Genomic DNA, 19,905 nt, shown 5'->3' with positions numbered 1-19,905 from the left:
CTGTAAAGGGTTTTTTAATACAAAAAATTTATAGTGTTACTCTACAGAAACACTGTAAGTAGCTAAAATATCAGTTTCACCACCTGCATCATCAATACCATCATTAGGTTTTGTTGGCTCATGGCGTAAAGTAAAAGTAATAGTACCAGAGCTTACTTCGCCAGCAGTTAATGTAAATTCAGTTCCTAATGGATTTCCATCCTCATCAAAGTTTGCATACTCAGTTGTTACATCTAAACCAGAGCTAATTGTGTAGAAAAATTGGTGCTCATCACTTTCTTCTTCAACTTCTTCAGTAATATCTTCTGCAGGATCTTCTGTTTCGTTTAATAAAACAATAACTCCATCGTAAGCTGTCCCTGCGCTAAGAGGACCTGAAACTGTAATTACAGGATCATCAGAACCATCACCATCTAAATCACGCGTTTGTAAGGTAATAACATCACTATCATCATCTGGTGTAAGCGTAACAGTCATTGTTGTAATTACTTCTTCTTCATTAACAATTTCTGGTGTATCATCATCACTTGAACATGAGGCTAATGCGATACTAGCTAATACTGAAAGACTTAAAATTTTAATTGTTTTCATTTTCATTTTTGTTTAATAGATTAATAATTGAATTTAAGATTTAATAAAAAGTTTCTACCTAAATCGTCTGCATAGTAACGCAAACTGTTCAAGTAATTTCTGTATGATGTGTTTAAAATATTCGTCACATTTAAACCTACTGTAAGGTTTGATTTTTGATTTACTTTGAAGTCCATACTCGATCTAAAATTTAATAAGTGATAAGCGTCTGGTGGTGTGCTTACGTCTACTAATTCATAGCTTTCAGATTCGGCTATGTATACCTCAAAATTATTATTAGGGTATTCATTTTGCCTAAAAACAAATTCACTTTGTAAAGCTAATTTTAGGTTGTTTACTTTTGGGTTTTCATAGGTAATTTCATTAGTAGTATTAACTGGTGGCATGCTAATTAATGGTCCGCCTTCAGAACGGTCATAGCCTTTAACTAGTGAAAATTGATTTTTAAATTTGAAATTGTTAGTAAAAGCATAATATGCATCAACGTCTATACCTAATAATTGAGCATTGGTTTGTCTGTACTCCCATACCTGAAAATTTCCTCGTATTGTTTGTTCAACCTCTGTTGGTTCAATAACAATAAAGTCATTAATGTTATTAATAAAAGGCTGTGCAGAAAAACCAAATACATCACCATTTTTCTCTAATGTCAATGATATTTTATGTGCAATTTCAGATGTAAATTGTAAACCTCCTAACTCTATTCGTGAAGCAGAATGGTGTAAACCTTCGCTAAATAATTCAGATGGATTTGGTACACGAGAGGCTAAAGAATAATTAAAAAATATTTTATAATCATTATCAAAAGTATAGGTTGTGCCTAAAGTTCCTGAAACATTATAAAAATTATATTGCGGATTTGTTAAAATCTGATTATCATATTCTTCAACAACTATTTCAGGGAAGAGTTCATCATAATTGCGTTCTTCCCAAAAAGATGTTCTATAAAATTTATAGACATCCATATAAGTGTAATCAAATCTAGCCCCAGCTTCTGCTAACCAATTATCATTTAATTGAAAAGATGTAATACCGTATATTCCTATATCATATTTTTCATAATCAGGTATTAGCCTGCGTACTCCAGTACTTGGATCAGCAAAATTATCTTGATATCTGGCCATTATACCAGTTTTTAATGTCGTCTTATCAGAAAATTTGCTATCTAAATCTAATAATAGGGTGTGTGTTTTTAATACTAAATCTAATGATGGAGTATCAGAATCATCACCAACACGAATATCATATTCTAATCTGTGGTTTTGTTGAAAATCATATTGAAGATTCACTTTCCCAAAATCTTCAAACTTTTTAAATGCTTTTAATCTAGCAAGGTTATGTGTAATATCTTGTTTAGGATAAGCTATTTCATATGTAAAATCATTAATAACTAAAGGAATTGAGCTGTTGATTGCTCGTACTTGATCTTCTGCTCCACCAATATGAGAGGCCAATAATATTCCTATTTCATTTTTATAAAATGAATAATAACCTTCAATACCATAATTGAATCGGTTTAAGCCCACACGTAATGATGCATTTCTTTCAAAAGTACCTGTGTTACTAAGTACATAATCAGGAGCTTCAAAATCACCATAGCGTTTTAATGTACCTTGTACGGTACCAAACCATCCATTATCATAACTTTTAGTTAGTTTAGATGTTACTGTTGAGCCTCTACCGTTCGTACTACCAGAAACTAAGGTTTTGCCGTATAAACTATCTTTAACAAAAATTTTTTCTGGTTCGGTAATAATTACACCAGCTATAGCATCACCACTATACTGTATAGCACTAGCACCTTTAATTAATGTGATATTTTCAGCAGTATTAATATCAAGATTAGGAGCATGTTCTACGCCCCATTCTTGATCTTCCATACGTACTCCATTATTTATAAGTACAACACGACTACTATGTAAACCATTAATTATGGGTTTCACAACTGTGTTGCCTGTATTTAAAGAACTTACACCAGATAAGCTGTTTAAAGCATCACCTAAAGATCCATTACTAAATTGCTCAATTTTATCTTTAGAAAGTTTATTCTCAAAAACAGTATTTGATTTTTGGTTCTGTGATTTTCCGTTAAGTATCACTTCATTCAATTCTTCTAAATGATGCTCTAAATAAAAGGTTTTATCTGTAGCTCCATTAATTTTAACCTTATAGCCATCAGTTAAACAATAAGGGTGTGAAATTTGAATTGCATACGTTTGGTTACAAAGATTCGGAATTGAGAATCTTCCATAACTGTCAGTAGTAATAACTTGTTCGGTTGCTGCAACAATAATCATTGCTCCTTCTAAAGCGGTGCCATCGTGTAAGTCAATTACTTTGCCTGATAGCGTATTATTGCAACTTTGCGATAGTGACGGAATGCTAAGAAGTAGCAAAACCATCAATGCATAAATGCGCATAAATTTATTCTTGATTAAATAATAAAACTGTTTTTATAATTAAGCAAGAAAGCTGGGTGGAGCCCTTAATGAAGTATTGTTTTTAAGTAATAATTTAGTAAATGAAGTCGTAAAATCGTTTACCAATCTTGAAGGTATAATCGCTTTTACAAATTCAGGAAATGTAGAAAAATCGTAATTAAAAGAAAAGAAGTGAAAATCACATATATGACATTCCGATGCCTTTTTATGAAGATGTACGCTTTTTTCTTTACAAGAAATAGTTTCATGACCATCACAAGCGTGAGAAAATTGAATGGCAGTAGGAAATAAGAATACCATCAGTAAAAAAACTGAGGCTATAGCCTTACCTATTGTTAATCCTTCTTTCATGTAACTCCTTTACGAATTCACAAAATTAGAAAACAATTTTACAAGGAGCAACTTTAACTTTGTTTATGGTGTTTTTTAACTTTTTAGGCCAGATTTATATTGTTAATTTAAGCTATTGAAAATGGTTATGAGTTTATTGAATAATTTAATCTAAATCATTTTTGTTTTAGATTATAGCTTGTAAAAAACATTGCTTATTTTCGAAAAAAATAGATTGATGAAAATTGTTTCTTACAATGTAAACGGAATTAGAGCAGCCTTAAAAAAAGGTTTTATTGAGTGGTTAAAAACTGTGAATCCTGATGTTTTATGTCTTCAAGAAATAAAAGCAAATGAAGATCAATTAGATCTTTCAATTTTTGAAGATGCAGGTTACAAATATAATTACTGGTATAGTGCTCAGAAAAAAGGGTATAGTGGTGTGGCAATTTTGTCAAAAATAAAGCCTAATCATGTTGAGTACGGCACTGGTATTGATTATATGGATTTTGAGGGTAGAAACCTGAGAGCCGATTTTGATGATGTTTCAGTCATGAGTATGTATTTACCATCAGGCACAAATATTGATAGGTTAGAATTTAAGTTGAAGTACATGGCTGATTTTCACATTTATGCCAATGAATTACGTAAAACACACCCTAATTTAGTGATTTTAGGTGATTATAATATATGTCATGAAGCAATTGATATTCATAACCCGAAGGGATTAAAAAATACTTCAGGATTTTTGCCAGTTGAACGTGAATGGATTGGTAATTTTATGGATAGTGGTTTTATTGATAGTTTCAGGTTTTTTAATAAAGAACCAGACAACTACACTTGGTGGAGTTATAGAGCTAATGCTCGTAATAATAATAAAGGTTGGCGTTTAGATTATGCTTTGGCGAGCGCACCTTTAGAAAGTAGATTAAAGCGTTCTGTAATTTTGGCAGAAGCAAAGCATAGTGATCATTGTCCAATTTTATTAGAATTAGCCTAATTTTCACACATGATATATACTAAATTACCGCATACAGATATTGAAGTAAGTAAAATTTGTTTAGGTACAATGACTTGGGGTAATCAAAATACCGAAGCTGAAGGTCATGAGCAAATGGATTATGCGTTAGATCAAGGAATTAATTTTTTTGACACTGCTGAATTATACTCAATTCCTGCGCACCCTGATAGAAAATCAAATACGGAGAAAATTATAGGTACTTGGTTTGAAAAGAATAAGAATAGAGATAAAGTTGTTCTTGCTACCAAAATTGCAGGTAGAGCAGAGATGACTAAATTTATCAGGAGTAATGGTTTTGATAGAGAAGCTTTGGTTAATGCTGTTAACGGTAGTTTAGAGCGTTTAAAAACTGATTATATTGATCTGTACCAACTACATTGGCCAGAACGAAACACTAATTACTTTGGAAAGCGTGGCTATAAGTATGATGCTTCTGATTTTTGGGAAGATAATATACACCAAGTATTAGAAACGTTAAGAAATTTAGTAGCTGAAGGAAAAATCAGAAAGGTTGGTTTGTCAAATGAAACTCCTTGGGGAACAATGCGTTTTTTAGAAGAAAGTAAAGTGCATAAAACTTTACCTAGAATGATAACGATTCAGAATTCTTATAGTCTTTTGAATAGAATTTTTGAAATTGGATTATCAGAAATATCGCATAGAGAAAATATTGGGCTTTTAGCATATTCACCATTAGCATTTGGTGTATTAAGTGGGAAATATTTAGGTGATAGATTACCAGATAATTCTAGATTGAAATTATTTCCTAATTACAACAGGTACAAAGGGGAAACAGCAACCGAGGCTACACAAAAATATTATGAATTAGCGCAAGCAAATGATTTGTCATTGGCGCAAATGTCATTGGCTTTTGTAAATCAACAACCTTTTGTAACAAGTAATATAATTGGCGCTACAACTATGCGGCAATTAAAAGAGAATATTGAAAGTATAGCTACAAAATTAAGTGATGAGGTTTTAGCAGGAATTGAGAGAATTCATAATGAAATCCCTAATCCAGCACCTTGAAAATCTAATTTAGGTTTATCCGAATAAAAATCCGGCTACGTCTTCAATTTTTGAAACTAGCTGGATTTTTATTTGCGTATTTTTAAGTGATATTTTATTATTTTTTGAAACAAATACCATGTGAAAGCCTAATTTTTCAGCTTCTAAAATACGCTGTTCTACACGTTGTACAGGTCTAATTTCACCAGCTAAACCAACTTCAGCCGCAAAACAAATTCCTTTTTCAATAGCAATATCTTCATTGCTAGAAAGTATGGCGGCGATAACAGCTAAATCAATCGCAGGGTCATCAACAGATATACCACCTGTGATGTTTAAAAAGACATCTTTTGCGCCTAATTTAAAACCTGCTCGTTTTTCTAAGACTGCAAGAAGCATGTTTAAACGCTTTGCATTATAACCCGTTGTAGAGCGTTGTGGTGTACCGTAAACTGCTGTGCTAACTAATGCTTGTATTTCAATCATTAAGGGGCGCATACCTTCTACAGTTGATGCAATTGCAGTACCACTTAAACCTTCATCATGTTTAGAAATCAATATTTCAGAAGGGTTATTTACTTCACGTAAGCCACTGCCTTGCATTTCATAAATTCCTAATTCTGCAGTAGAACCAAACCTGTTTTTTAACGAACGTAAAATACGATATACATAGTTTCTGTCACCTTCAAATTGTAGCACACTATCTACCATATGTTCTAATATTTTAGGCCCGGCAATAGAGCCATCTTTGGTAATATGCCCAATTAAAATAACGGGTGTGTTTGTTTCTTTAGCAAATTTTATAAGCTCGGTAGTACATTCTCGTATTTGAGAAATACTTCCTGCGGCCGATTCAATATAATCAGAATGTAATGTTTGTATAGAGTCAATTACTACAATGTCAGGTGCAGTAGTCTCTATCTGCTTAAATATATTTTGAGTTTTTGTCTCAGTTAAAATTAAGCAAGTGTCACTATTTGGGTAAATACGATCAGCACGCATTTTTATTTGTTTCTGACTTTCTTCACCAGAAACATATAAAGTTTTATAAGGTAACTTTAAAGCTATTTGTAATAGTAAAGTACTTTTGCCAATACCAGGCTCACCACCCAATAATGTTAAAGATCCAGGTACTAATCCGCCACCTAAGACCCGGTTAAATTCAATATCATAAGTATTTAAACGAAGTTCTTTTTCAATACTAATTTCATTAACACGTAAAGGTTTGGCAACTTTTGTTTTTGTGCTAGTTGGTGTTTTCCAGCTTTTCTTTTCTTCTTTTTGTACTACTTCCTCAACAACGGTATTCCATTCTTTACAAGCAGAACATTGCCCTACCCATTTTGAATATTGAGTACCGCAATTCTGACAAAAAAATGCTGTTTTTACTTTAGCCATTACCTTTTTTTACGAAAGGTGCTAAGATAGCAAATAAGCTAGAATTATAAATGAAAGTTTGGAATTCTAAAATCCGAAATCAGCTTTTAAAGCATCTATTTTTTCAAGAGCCATATCTTTTGTTAAGAAATCAATTTCTTGCATTCCAAAAGCTTTCTCAAATGTTCTAAGTGCTTTTTTAGGTTCGCCCATTTGCTCATAATATTCACCTTCAAAATAAAAACCAAGCATAGTTTCGGGATACTCTTTTTTGCATAAATCAGAAAGAGGTTTTAATGATTCAAAATCTTCAGTTTTACGAGATGCCGCATAAATAGCCATAATGTCATTTAAGCCAACTTCTTTTCTAAATCCGAATAATTTTTCAATCATATCATATTTATTAGACAAATAATCAAAAACTGGCTCTTCAGAAGTTATAATTTGAGTTTTGTATTCTTTAGGACTAATTGGCTTAAACATTTTAAAAACATTATCAAAAGCTTTGCCAATACCATAAGTTGCTACAGAAATATGATCAGCATCATTATATTCATCGTAAAAATATTTTACGTTCTCACTTTCCATAGCTTTAATAGCAGTATTTAATTTAGGGAATTGCACACTTTTCTTTAAAATCTCTCCATCTGCAATTAAATTGTAAAAAATAGTTTTTTCCATAGCCCCTAATCTTGATGGTACTCTTGTTTCCATTTCAGTTGCTAATACTGGAGAAATGCTTACATAAGAGTTAAAAAGTGATTCTCCTTTAAATAAATAGTAGTTGATGAAATTTGCAGATATATCATACCCAAAAATCATTTTAAAAGGAGCTGTTTTGTAATTAGTAGCAATATGCGGAATTAATTCTAAACTTATAAATTCGAAAAATTGCTTTGATTTTTCAACCGGCAAACCAGAGTTTTCATCAAAATCACAATCTTCGTAACGTAACTCATCATTAATTTGATTCACACCTACGATAATAGCTTCTGGCATGCCATGAAACTTATTGTAAAACTTAGCAGTAGCAACAACATTATCAAAAAGGTATTCCGCATCTAAAACAATAATAAGTGGGTATTTTTTTTCAGGGGAATAATCTTCAGGAATAGAATATTGCAACTCTCTTCTCTCTTGAAGTTTGAAAGATTCATATACTTCTTGGCTTATTTGGGCTTGACTATCTACGAGGTATAAAAAGAAAGCTAATGCGAAGATTATGCGTTTCATACTATTTTGGCTTAAGATTTGTTATTTATTTCTGTTTAATAACGGTAATACAAGAAAAGATATTGTGCCAAAAATAACAACCATTAAAGTTTGTGAAATCCACATGATCCAACCAAAGGCATCACCAGACACACTACTTATGCCGAATATTGCAAGAGCACTACTTACAGCAATAGGGTAAAGGCCTATACCGCCGTTTGTTGCGGTCATTGCAAAAGCTCCAAAAACAAATGCAACCAATAGCTGACTTACAGTCAAACCAATAGTTTCTGGTACTGTAAATTTAATCACCCAAAACATACCAATATAAACACCCCAAATAAAAAAAGTGTGAAAAATAAAAAGCCATTTATTTTTCATTTTAAATATGCTTGTTACTCCTTGGATTAAACCAGAAACAAAACCTCTCAATTTTAAAATAAATGGGTGAGTAGATTTTTTTATAAAAAAGAAAAATAAGCCGGCGCCGATAATAAAAATTACGAGTAATATTAAAATTTTATTGAGGTTAAATCCTTTGTTTTGGAAAAATTCTAATATAATATCAGTTTGTAAAATAAATGTAGTTCCAATGATACCAAGTAGCATAATTAGGTCTATAACTCTTTCGGTAACTATAGTGCCAAATCCTTTTTCAAAAGGTACATTTTCATAACTTGTAAGTGCTGTGGCTCGTAATATTTCACCAGATCTAGGTATTCCTAAGTTTGCAAAGTATGAAGTAAGTATAATTAGTATATTATTGGCTAATTTGGGTTTGTAACCTAAGGGTTCTAATAAATAGCTCCATCGTATGGCTCTTGAAATATGACTTAAAATTCCAAGTAGTATAGACAAGCTAACCCAAAGCATATTTGCTTCTTTTATATATTTGATTATTTGAGCTCTGTCTTCTGGAGATGTTGAGTTGTAAGAGTACCAAACTAAAAAAACTCCCAATGCAATTGGGAGTACAGTTTTGAGTGTTTTTTTTAAAGAATTTTTCAATCTACTTTAATAAATTATTCTCTTCGTTTGGGAAAACTAAAGAAGGGTTAAAGTTCTTAGCTTCTTCAATATCCATAGTCCCGTAGGTAATTAATATCAAAATATCTCCAACCGCAACTTTACGTGCAGCAGCGCCGTTTAAAGTAATTTCACCACTATTCCTAGGGCCGGGGATTGCATAAGTTTCAAGGCGTTCGCCATTATTATTGTTTACAATTTGAACTTTCTCTCCTCTAATGATATTTGCAGCATCCATTAAATCTTCATCAATAGTTATACTGCCAATATAATTTAGAGCAGCACCGGTAACTTTTACGCGGTGTATTTTAGATTTTACAACTTCTATTAACATGGTGCAAAGGTAATAATTATTTACAAGGCTATGTTGTCGATAAGTCGAATGTCATCGACAAAAACAGCAACAAATGCTCTGTATTTTTTGTTTTTAGATTTTATTTTTACAGGTTGTAGTGTTGTTGTTTCTGCAATTTGAAAATATTCTAATTTAAATTTCTCGTGTTTCAGAAATTCACTTTTCACCCATTCTGTTATTTCTAATGCACTTTTTGTGCCAAACTTAATTTTTACTTCTTGTAAGATTTTATAAATTAAAGCAGCTTCTTTTCTTGTTGAAGTAGAAAGTCTTTCGTTTCTCGAACTCATAGCTAAGCCATTTTCTTCTCTAACAATGGGGCAACCTATAACCTCTACAGGTATTTTTTTTAGTTCAACAAGTTTGTTTATAATTTGAAATTGTTGAAAATCTTTTTCACCAAAATAGGCCTTATCGGGATTTACAGATGTCAATAATTCCTCGACAATAGTCCCTACACCATTAAAATGTCCATCTCTAAATTCACCTTCCATTACCGACTCTAAACCGTCAAAATTGTAGTTTTCAGCGGTTATATTATCGTCATAAATCTCTTTTATTGACGGAGAATAGACAATTATTTGATCAGAAACTGTTTTAATAAGCTCAATGTCATTTTTTAAAGTTTTAGGATATTTTTCTAAATCTTCATGATTATTAAATTGCGTAGGGTTTACAAATATGCTGACTACCACAGTGTCATTTTCTTTGTTAGCCCTCTCTATCAAAGAAATGTGACCTTTGTGTAAAGCGCCCATTGTAGGAATAAGTCCTAAAGTTTTTGACGATAATAAGTTAACTGACAATGTGTCTTTTAACTCTTTTTTTGTTTCAATAATTTGCATATCTACATTTTAAAAGCCTGCAAACTTATATAATTACGGCTAATATGCATAATTTTTGTAATTTTGCAACTGCGCAAGAATTTAAATAAAAAATAGCTTTTATGAATGGTAAAAAGATATTGTTTGTATCTTCAGAATTAGTACCCTACCTACCGGAAAATGAAGTTTCCCAAATGTCATACGAAACACCAAAGATGGTTAATGGTAATGGAGGCCAAATACGAATCTTTATGCCTAGGTACGGCAACATTAACGAACGTCGTCATCAATTACATGAAGTAATTAGACTTTCAGGTATGAATTTGGTGATTAATGACATGGATATGCCATTAATAATTAAAGTCGCATCTATCCCAAAAGAACGTATTCAGGTGTACTTTATTGATAATGAAGAGTACTTTAAAAGAAAAGCAACTTTTACTGATGATAAAGGTGTACTTTTTCCTGATAATGATGAGCGTGCAATATTCTTTGCAAAAGGTATTGTTGAAACTGTGAAAAAATTAAACTGGTCGCCAGATATCATTCATGTTCATGGGTGGATGGCTTCATTAGTACCTCTTTATTTAAAGCAGTATTATGCAGATGAACCTTTATTTTCAGAAAGTAAAGTTGTAACATCGGTATACTCAAAAGGTTTTGATGAAGATTTAAATCCTGAATTAGTGAAGAAAATTGGTTTTGATGGTATTGCAGAAGATAAAATTTCAGCTTTACAAAAACCAGATTATAATAATTTATTGAAGGTGGCAGTTGATTATTCCGATGCTGTTATTTTAGCTTCAGAAGAAATACCTGAGGAGTTAAACAGTCATATATCTAAATTAGAAAAACCAGTGCTTCCATTTGTCCCAATTCATGAATTTGAAGAGGCTTATGTTAAGTTTTACGATAATGAGGTTTTAAAATAATTTTAGACTTCTAATAAGAATTGAGCACTATTGTTATTGCAGTTACTGTAATAATAATAGTGCTTTTTTGTTTCGTTTATCCAAATACTTTTCTATTTAAATTTCATTAAAACTCTATATCGTAGTGAATTAATTAAGAGTGTATTCGAACCATTTGTATCAATTTTTCCGTATTTCAGCTGTACTATATTGCGATTTTCGTAAATATACTATAGGTTTGGAATGGGTTATTAAATAAATCAAAAAATAAAATATGTGTGGAATTGTAGGATACATAGGTCATAGAGACGCCTATCCGATTATAATAAAAGGTTTACAGCGATTGGAATATAGGGGTTATGATAGTGCAGGTGTTGCTATTTATGATGGAGATTCAATAAATTTAAGTAAGACAAAAGGTAAAGTTGAAGATTTAAAGAAAAAATCTGAAGCTACCATGTCTTTAGATGGTAAGTTAGGACTTGGTCATACGCGTTGGGCAACTCATGGTGTGCCAAACGATGCAAACTCACATCCACATTATTCAAATTCTGGTGATTTAGTTATTATTCATAATGGAATTATTGAAAATTATGATGCTATAAAAAAGGAGTTGATTAATAGGGGTTATGTTTTTCATTCAGATACTGACACGGAAGTATTAGTTAATTTAATTGAAGAAGTTAAAAAGAAAGAAAACGTAAAATTGGGTAAGGCCGTTCAAATAGCATTAAATCAAGTTGTAGGTGCATATGCTATTGCAGTTTTTGATGTTAATAAACCAGATGAAATTGTAGTTGCTAAGTTGGGTAGTCCGTTAGCGATTGGTATCGGGGAAGATGAATTTTTTATTGCATCTGACGCTTCGCCATTTATTGAGTTTACGAACAATGCTATGTATCTTGATGATGAGGAATTAGCGATAATACGTTTAGGAAAAGAAATTAAACTTCGTAAAATAAAAGACGATTCAGTTGTTTACCCTTCAATTCAAGAATTACAATTGAATATTGAAGAAATAGAAAAAGGAGGTTATGATCACTTTATGATGAAAGAGATCTATGAACAACCTAGGGCTATACTTGATACCTATCGTGGTCGCTTATTGGCAGATCAAGGGATAATAAAAATGGCTGGTATTGATGAGAATATTGAAAAATTCACCAATGCAAATAGAATTATTATTGTTGCTTGTGGTACTTCTTGGCATGCAGGTTTAGTTGCTGAGTATATTTTTGAAGATTTAGCTAGAATACCAGTGGAGGTAGAGTACGCTTCTGAATTTCGTTATAGAAATCCTGTAATTACGGATAAAGATGTGCTTATTGCTATTTCACAATCTGGTGAAACTGCAGATACTTTAGCTGCAATTAAATTAGCAAAAGAAAAAGGAGCGTTCGTATTTGGTGTTTGTAATGTGGTTGGTTCTACAATATCTCGTGAAACACATGCTGGTGCGTATACACATGCTGGACCTGAAATTGGTGTGGCATCAACAAAAGCATTTACTACTCAAATCACGGTACTAACTTTAATAGCTTTAAAATTGGCGAAAGAAAAAGGAGTGTTTTCTCAAACACAATACCATGAGTATTTAACAGAGCTTGAAAATATACCATCAAAAGTTGAAAAGTCATTATTGTCAAATGTGTTAATTGAAACTATTGCAGAGGTTTACAAAGATTCTACTAATTGTCTTTATTTAGGTAGAGGTTATAATTTCCCTGTAGCTTTAGAAGGTGCTTTAAAGTTAAAAGAAATTAGCTACATTCATGCAGAAGGTTACCCTGCTGCAGAAATGAAGCATGGACCAATAGCATTAATTGATGAGCAAATGCCAGTTTTTGTAATTGCCACTAAAAAAGGGCATTATGAAAAAGTTGTTAGTAATATTCAAGAGATAAAATCTAGAAAAGGTAAAATTATAGCAATTGTTACTGAAGGTGATGTGGCAGTAAAAGAACTTGCTGATCATGTAATTGAGATTCCAGAAACATTTGAAAGCTTAACGCCATTATTGTCAACTATTCCATTACAGTTATTGTCGTATCATATCGCTTTAATGAGAGGTTGTAATGTTGATCAACCACGTAATTTGGCTAAATCTGTTACAGTGGAGTAAAAATTTTATTGTTTATATAAAAAAGGGTGAATACAGCTGTGTTCGCCCTTTTTTATTTTCGTTAAATTACCTAATTGTTAAAATATGTAGTTTAAATTATCAAAATAGTATTATGCATGCATAATTTTTTTCAATTTGTTAAAAATGTATTAAAATTTTGTGTATATTCGAATTCAAACCAAATATTTTAACTTTTTCATATGAAAACAATTTTAACTTTTATATTCCTGTGTGTTGGGTTTTTGAGTTTTTCTCAGACTACAATAAAAGGAAGTGTGGTTGATGAAAGCAACCAACCTATACCAGCGGCGAATGTCGTTATTGTTGGTAAAACTATAGGAACCGTAACGGACTTTGATGGTAATTTTAACCTACAAACATCAGAAGTCCCACCATTTCAATTAAAAATCACCAGTGTTGGTTATTCAGGAAGTGTCAAAAGCATTTCTTCAAATAATCAAAATATTGTTGTTGTTTTAAATGAGTCTCAAACAATGTTAGATGAGATTGTAATTTCAGCTTCAAGAACTCCGGAACGTGTTTTTGAATCACCTGTAACGGTCGAACGTTTTGGGCTTAAGGATATTAAAAATACAGCTGCAGCAGATTTCTATGGTGGATTAGAAAATTTAAAAGGAGTTGATGTAAATACAAATAGTTTAACATTTAAATCTGTAAACACGAGAGGTTTTGCAACTTTTGCAAACACTAGGTTTATGCAGTTAGTTGATGGCATGGATAATTCAACACCTGCATTAAACTTCCCGATAGGTAATTTAGTAGGCTTAATCGATCCCGATGTACAGAGTGTAGAATTATTGCCTGGGGCATCTTCAGCGTTATATGGAGCAAATGCTTTTAATGGCATACTTTTTATGAGAAGTAAAAGTCCTTTCGATCATGAAGGAATTAGTGTTTCAGTAAAAAGAGGAATTACTTCGCAAAAAGCAGCAGGAGATAATGCGTATACAGATTTTGGAATTCGTGCGGCGCACAAATTTTCTGAGAAATTTGCAGCTAAAGTCAATTTTGGATATTTAAAAGGTACAGATTGGGCAGCAACTAGTGAGGTTGATAAATTTGATCCGACTAGAACAAGGGCTGATTCTAATTACGATGGCATTAATGTGTATGGTGATGAGGTGTCAACAAACATTAGGTCGGCATCAGGTCTTGGTATAATACCAAATGTTGAAGTTAGTAGAACGGGTTACAATGAAGAAAATTTAACACAATATAATGCAGAAAGTATAAAAGCTGATTGGGGTTTATTTTACCGACCAATAGAGGGTAACAGTCTTGAGATTTCTTATGTTGGTAAAGTAGGTACGGGTACTACTATCTATCAAGGAACTAATCGTTATAATATTGATGGCTTTTTTCAAGAACAACATAAATTAGAAGTTAGGAACGATAATTTTTTTGTTAGAGGTTACGTGGTAAGAGATAAAGCTGGGGATTCTTATGATATGGTTTTTACAGGAATCAACATTAATAGAGCTTGGAAATCGGATGAAGATTGGTTTGGGGAATATATAGCAACATATGCAGGTATTGAATTATCAGGTAATCCTTTAGGGTTAACTGATGAAGAAAAACATGCTGCAGCGAGAGAAGTTGCAGATACTGGTAGATATTTACCGGGAACAGTTGAGTTTGAAGAGGCTTTTAATCGTGTAATTAAAGATCCTGATTTGTCTACAGGTTCTCAGTTTAAAGATGCATCTAAATATTATCATGCTGATGCTAATTATAATTTAGCTCATGTAATTGATTTTGCAGAAATTCAAGTAGGTGGTTCTTTCAGAAGGTATAATTTGAATTCTTCAGGAACAATTTATACCGATTATGATGGTCCAATTGGTTATTCTGAATATGGAATTTATACTCAAATTCAAAAGAAAATTGAGTTAGAGGGGGATAAAAGTTTAAAATTAACAGGTTCTGTTCGTTTTGATAAATCTGAATTTTTTGATGGGTATTTTTCTCCAAGAATTTCAGCAGGTTATAGTTTGAACCGTAATCATAACATTAGAGCGTCAATTCAAACAGGGTTTAGAAACCCTACTACTCAAGATTTATTTATTGGTTTAAATGCGGGTAGAGCAATTTTAATAGGTTCGGCAGAAGATAATTTAGATCGTTATTCAAGAACCTATGAAATAAGTGAAAGTGGCCAGGCAGATAATGGGCAACCGGCAGAAATAGTTCAAACAGGTGCCGCTGCTTATGGTACTACATATTCTTCAGGTTCAGTAATAAATTTTGCTTCATCTGGTGATGTAAATGATCTGAGAGTTTCTAACGTTGATTTGGTAAAACCAGAACAGGTTACTTCTTTTGAAGTAGGGTATAGAGGTAAGATTAATAAACTTATAGTAGATTTTAGTGCTTATTTTAATAATTATAAAGATTTTATTTCATCTGAAGTAGTGATTGCTCCTTTTTATGGTACACCAGGTGAAGGTGGTGATGCTATTGATGCCGTTATAAATGGTGATTACCAAACATACAGCGCTTATACAAATTCAGATGTAGACATTAATTCTTATGGAGCTTCATTAGGTTTGTCTATGAAAGTTTTTGGCAATTATGATTTAGGAGGAAGCTATACATTTACGAAGCAAGACTTTGATCAAGAAGCTAATCCAGATTTCATGTCTAGTTTTAATACTCCAGAACATAAGTTCAAAGCAAGTTTTGGAAATGAAGCCTTATATAAAAATTTAGGATTCAATATTTCATACAGGTTTAGTGATGATTATTTCTGGGAAGCTACTTTTGGTAATGGTGTAGTTCCAGAATTTCATACTGTTGATGCGCAAGTTAGTTATGCGTTGCCAAGTATAAAATCAACCTTTAAATTGGGCGGAACAAATATCTTAGGTGATGAGTATTTTACTGCATTCGGTACAGGAAATATTGGCTCAATGTATTATTTATCTTGGACAATTAACAACTAAAAAAATTACGATGAAAAATATAAAATATATACTACTGTGTACAGCTTCGTTTGCTTTTTTATCATGTAATGATATTGAAGATGTAGATCAAGAAGAAATTATTATTGAAGAGCAAGTTGATTTAACTGCTGGTACGGCAGATTTTTCTACCTATGTTTCTATAGGTAATTCATTAACGGCAGGTTTTACCGATAATGCGTTGTTTATTGCTTCACAAGAGAATTCAATGCCAAATATGCTTTCTCAAAAATTTGCTTTAGCAGGTGGTGGTAGTTTTGTGCAACCATTAATGAATGATAATTACGGAGGTGTGGCTGTTGGTGGCACTAGAATATTAGAACCACGTTTGGTATTTGATGGTTCAGGACCTGCAGCATTAGAAAGTTTAATAGGTGATGTTACGGTTACTACTGATTTGTTGGTAAATAACCCTACAGGACCATTTAATAATTTGGGTGTGCCAGGAGCTAAAAGTTTTCATTTATTAGCACCAGGGTATGGTAATTTGGCTAATGTATCTTTAGGTTTGGCAAATCCGTATTTTGTTAGAATGACTGGAGCTACCCCAGATGCAAGTGTTTTAGAATTAGCATTAGCGCAGTCACCAAGTTTTGTTTCTTTATGGATAGGAAGTAATGACGTACTTGGTTATGCACTCTCAGGTGGTGACGGTTCTGATGAGATTACACCTTTAGATGGTGATGTTGGCGTTGGTTTTAATGCTACATATGCAACAATAATTGGTGCTTTAGCGGCGAGTGGAGCTCAGGGTGTTGCAGCTAATATACCAGATATAACAAGTATTCCACACTTTACAACAGTGCCTTATAACCCACTAGACCCAACCGATGCGACATTTGGCGCTCAAATAGCAACTTTAAATGGTGTTTTTGGTCAATTAAATCAAGTGTTTGCATTCTTGCAAGTATCAGAACGAAGTATTGTTTTTTCTGAAACAGAAGCCAGTGCAGTAGTTGTAAAAGATGAAACTTTAGTAGATTTATCTGCAGAAATTACTGCGGTATTAAATGCTAGTACGACATTTCCAACATTTGTTGAGTCTTTTGGTTTGCCTGCTGCTGCTGCATCTATAGTAGCAAATTTGTTTGGAGTTGTATATGGCCAAGCAAGACAAGCTACGGCAGATGATTTGTTCGTATTACCTAGTTCTTCCATCATTGGAGAAATTAATACTGAAGCATATTCATTTTTTGTATCACAAGGTTTGTCAGAAACATTAGCTGCTCAATTTTCTGTTGAAGGTGTGTCGTATCCTTTAGACGATAAATGGGTGTTATTGCCAAGTGAGCAAGAAGAAATTGCAACAGCAATTAGTGCATTTAATTCAACAATTGAGGCAAGTGTAACACAAGCCGGTTTTGCTTTTGTTGATGTAAATAGTATTTTGAATCAGCTTGCAAATGGTGGTGTAACAAGTGAAGATTATATTTTAACTTCTAATTTAGTAACTGGTGGTGCATTTTCATTAGATGGCGTTCACCCAACAGCAAAAGGTTATGCTTTTTTAGCGAATGAATTTTTAACAGCAATTGATGAAACTTACGATTCAAACTTTGAAGCTTCGGGCTCATTATTAGATTTATTAGAGTATCCAACAAATTATGCGGCTGTATTAGAGTAAGTTAGTAGTCAATTTTAATTATGTAAAGCATCATTTTTATGGTGCTTTTTTTATCTTGATAAAAAAGAAAAAAACAATTTTTAATTAAAATCTAAAAACATATCTTTGCAAACTGAAAATAGCATTTAGTTAAATTGTTAACTAGTTGTGTATTAAAGACGTTTTAAATCAAAACATAAATACTTAGGTAATGTCTAGAATTACAGGTAAAGTTTCCCAAATTATCGGGCCGGTTGTTGATGTTGAATTTCAATCAGGTTCTGAACTTCCAAAAATTTATGATTCTCTTGAAATCAAAAAGAAGGATGGTTCTCTATTAGTATTAGAAGTTCAATCTCACGTAGGTGAAAACTCAGTTAGAACCATTTCTATGGATTCTACAGATGGTTTAAGCAGAGGAACTGAGGTTAATGCAACAGGAAGTGCAATTCAAATGCCAGTTGGTGATGATGTGTACGGTCGTTTGTTTAACGTAATCGGTGATGCTATTGACGGGTTAGGAGATTTGCCTAAATCTGGTAAAGACGGTCTTCCAATTCACAGAGAAGCTCCTAAGTTTGAAGATTTGTCAACTTCTACCGAAGTTTTATTTACAGGTATTAAAGTAATCGATTTAATTGAACCTTACGCAAAAGGTGGTAAAATTGGGTTATTTGGTGGTGCAGGTGTTGGTAAAACAGTATTAATTCAAGAGCTTATTAACAACATTGCAAAAGGTCACGGTGGTCTTTCTGTTTTTGCTGGTGTAGGTGAACGTACTCGTGAGGGTAATGATTTACTTCGTGAGATGCTTGAATCAGGTATTATTAAGTATGGTGATGATTTCATGCACTCAATGGAAGAAGGTGGATGGGATTTATCTAAAGTAGATAAAAATTTAATGAAAGAATCAAAAGCGACTTTCGTTTTTGGTCAGATGAATGAGCCTCCTGGAGCACGTGCACGTGTTGCTTTATCTGGTTTAACTATTGCAGAATATTTCCGTGATGGTGCAGGTGAAGGTCAGGGTAAAGATGTTTTATTCTTCGTAGATAATATATTCCGTTTTACGCAAGCGGGTTCTGAGGTATCGGCATTATTAGGTCGTATGCCATCAGCGGTAGGGTACCAACCAACTTTGGCAACAGAGATGGGTGCAATGCAAGAGCGTATTACATCAACAAAAAGAGGGTCAATTACATCAGTACAGGCGGTTTACGTTCCTGCGGATGATTTAACTGATCCGGCTCCAGCAACAACATTTGCTCACCTTGATGCAACTACAGTACTTTCTCGTAAAATTGCAGAGTTAGGTATTTACCCTGCGGTAGATCCATTAGATTCTACGTCTAGAATCTTAACACCTGAAATTTTAGGTAAAGATCATTATGCTTGTGCTCAAAGAGTAAAAGAGTTATTACAGCGTTATAAAGAACTTCAAGATATTATTGCCATTTTAGGTATGGAAGAATTATCTGAAGAAGATAAATTAGCAGTAGGTAGAGCACGTCGTGTTCAACGTTTCTTATCACAACCTTTCCATGTAGCGGAACAATTTACAGGTCTTAAAGGTGTGTTGGTTGATATTAAAGACACAATTAGTGGTTTTAACAGAATTATGGATGGTGAATTAGACCACTTACCGGAATCTGCATTTAACCTTAAAGGAACAATTGAAGAAGCTATCGAAGCAGGAGAAAAAATGCTTGCTGAAGCATAAATAAAATTTGTATCACCTTTTAGATAAAAATCTTAAAAGGTGATACTCATTACTTAATACTCTATAATTATGTATTTAGAAATTGTATCTCCAGAAGCTATTTTATTTTCAGGAGAAGTTAAATCGGTAACTGTGCCAGGAATTAATGGTGAGTTTCAATTGTTGTCAAATCACACCCCTATAGTTTCATTGTTAGAAAAGGGTGATGTTAAATTTCAAGGAAGCACAGCTGAAATAGCAGAAGTTTATAAAGCAAAATTTTCTAAAGCTAATAACGGTGCAACTACATTAGCAATTAGTAGTGGTACTGTCGAAATGAAAGATAATAAAGTAATTGTCTTAGCAGATTAATTACTATTATATAAAAAACATAAAAAGAGCCA

Annotated in this window: 16 protein-coding genes; 8 read left to right on the top strand and 8 right to left on the bottom strand. The window is 32.7% G+C overall.

Annotated features, from left to right (window positions below; translation table 11 throughout):
- Positions 1-36 precede the first annotated feature (36 nt).
- Genes KO500_RS04465 through KO500_RS04455 form a run of 3 tightly spaced genes read right to left on the bottom strand, consistent with a single transcriptional unit; the run spans position 37 to position 3,383 of the window.
- Positions 37-591: a type 1 periplasmic binding fold superfamily protein gene (locus tag KO500_RS04465; protein ID WP_215955300.1), complete on the bottom strand. Its 555-nt coding sequence runs from the start codon at positions 589-591 to the stop codon at positions 37-39.
- A 20-nt stretch (positions 592-611) separates the two neighbouring features.
- Positions 612-3,011, bottom strand: coding sequence for a TonB-dependent receptor (locus KO500_RS04460; RefSeq protein WP_215955299.1), 2,400 nt, complete (start codon positions 3,009-3,011; stop codon positions 612-614).
- Between the two features lie 39 nt (positions 3,012-3,050).
- Positions 3,051-3,383, bottom strand: a complete 333-nt coding sequence (locus KO500_RS04455) for a hypothetical protein (protein WP_215955298.1) — start codon at positions 3,381-3,383, stop codon at positions 3,051-3,053.
- Positions 3,384-3,600: 217 nt separating this feature from the next.
- Between KO500_RS04455 and KO500_RS04450 the strand changes: the two genes are divergently transcribed.
- Together KO500_RS04450 and KO500_RS04445 are read left to right on the top strand one after the other, a co-directional pair.
- On the top strand, positions 3,601-4,362 hold the full coding sequence (locus KO500_RS04450) for an exodeoxyribonuclease III (RefSeq protein WP_215955297.1): 762 nt from the start codon (positions 3,601-3,603) through the stop codon (positions 4,360-4,362).
- 9 nt (positions 4,363-4,371) lie between these two features.
- The gene (locus tag KO500_RS04445) at positions 4,372-5,412 is read left to right on the top strand and encodes an aldo/keto reductase (protein WP_215955296.1); all 1,041 of its coding nucleotides are present in this window, start codon (positions 4,372-4,374) and stop codon (positions 5,410-5,412) included.
- Positions 5,413-5,427: 15 nt separating this feature from the next.
- Here the strand turns inward: KO500_RS04445 and radA are convergent, their stop codons facing one another.
- From radA to panC, 5 genes are all read right to left on the bottom strand, one after another.
- Positions 5,428-6,789: a DNA repair protein RadA gene (gene radA / locus KO500_RS04440; protein ID WP_215955295.1), complete on the bottom strand. Its 1,362-nt coding sequence runs from the start codon at positions 6,787-6,789 to the stop codon at positions 5,428-5,430.
- Positions 6,790-6,855: 66 nt separating this feature from the next.
- Entirely contained in the window at positions 6,856-8,001 is a 1,146-nt protein-coding gene (locus KO500_RS04435) for an alpha/beta hydrolase (protein ID WP_215955294.1), read from the bottom strand.
- Between the two features lie 21 nt (positions 8,002-8,022).
- Positions 8,023-8,988, bottom strand: a complete 966-nt coding sequence (locus KO500_RS04430) for a lysylphosphatidylglycerol synthase transmembrane domain-containing protein (protein ID WP_215955293.1) — start codon at positions 8,986-8,988, stop codon at positions 8,023-8,025.
- Position 8,989: 1 nt separating this feature from the next.
- Entirely contained in the window at positions 8,990-9,340 is a 351-nt protein-coding gene (gene panD, locus KO500_RS04425) for an aspartate 1-decarboxylase (protein WP_215955292.1), read from the bottom strand.
- 20 nt (positions 9,341-9,360) lie between these two features.
- Positions 9,361-10,206: a pantoate--beta-alanine ligase gene (gene panC, locus KO500_RS04420; RefSeq protein ID WP_215955291.1), complete on the bottom strand. Its 846-nt coding sequence runs from the start codon at positions 10,204-10,206 to the stop codon at positions 9,361-9,363.
- A 101-nt stretch (positions 10,207-10,307) separates the two neighbouring features.
- Between panC and KO500_RS04415 the strand changes: the two genes are divergently transcribed.
- The 6 genes from KO500_RS04415 to KO500_RS04390 all read left to right on the top strand — a co-directional run bounded on the left by KO500_RS04415 (position 10,308) and on the right by KO500_RS04390 (position 19,873).
- Complete coding sequence (locus KO500_RS04415) at positions 10,308-11,117, top strand: glycogen/starch synthase (RefSeq protein ID WP_215955290.1); 810 nt, start codon at positions 10,308-10,310, stop codon at positions 11,115-11,117.
- A 253-nt stretch (positions 11,118-11,370) separates the two neighbouring features.
- Positions 11,371-13,218, top strand: coding sequence for a glutamine--fructose-6-phosphate transaminase (isomerizing) (glmS, locus tag KO500_RS04410; protein ID WP_215955289.1), 1,848 nt, complete (start codon positions 11,371-11,373; stop codon positions 13,216-13,218).
- A 200-nt stretch (positions 13,219-13,418) separates the two neighbouring features.
- A complete protein-coding gene (locus KO500_RS04405) occupies positions 13,419-16,181 on the top strand; it encodes a TonB-dependent receptor (protein WP_215955288.1) in 2,763 nt (920 codons plus the stop codon).
- Positions 16,182-16,191: 10 nt separating this feature from the next.
- Entirely contained in the window at positions 16,192-17,823 is a 1,632-nt protein-coding gene (locus KO500_RS04400; RefSeq protein ID WP_215955287.1) for a G-D-S-L family lipolytic protein, read from the top strand.
- A gap of 190 nt (positions 17,824-18,013) precedes the next feature.
- A complete protein-coding gene (atpD, locus tag KO500_RS04395; RefSeq protein WP_215955286.1) occupies positions 18,014-19,522 on the top strand; it encodes a F0F1 ATP synthase subunit beta in 1,509 nt (502 codons plus the stop codon).
- Positions 19,523-19,591: 69 nt separating this feature from the next.
- Entirely contained in the window at positions 19,592-19,873 is a 282-nt protein-coding gene (locus KO500_RS04390) for a F0F1 ATP synthase subunit epsilon (protein ID WP_215955285.1), read from the top strand.
- The last annotated feature ends 32 nt before the right edge of the window (positions 19,874-19,905 follow it).

Origin of the sequence: Cellulophaga baltica (genome assembly GCF_018861125.1) — a bacterium.
GTDB classification, from domain to species: Bacteria; Bacteroidota; Bacteroidia; order Flavobacteriales; family Flavobacteriaceae; genus Cellulophaga; species Cellulophaga baltica_A.
The sequence above is the reverse complement of the archived record's forward strand: the minus strand, read 5'-3'. Positions and strand labels throughout refer to the sequence as shown.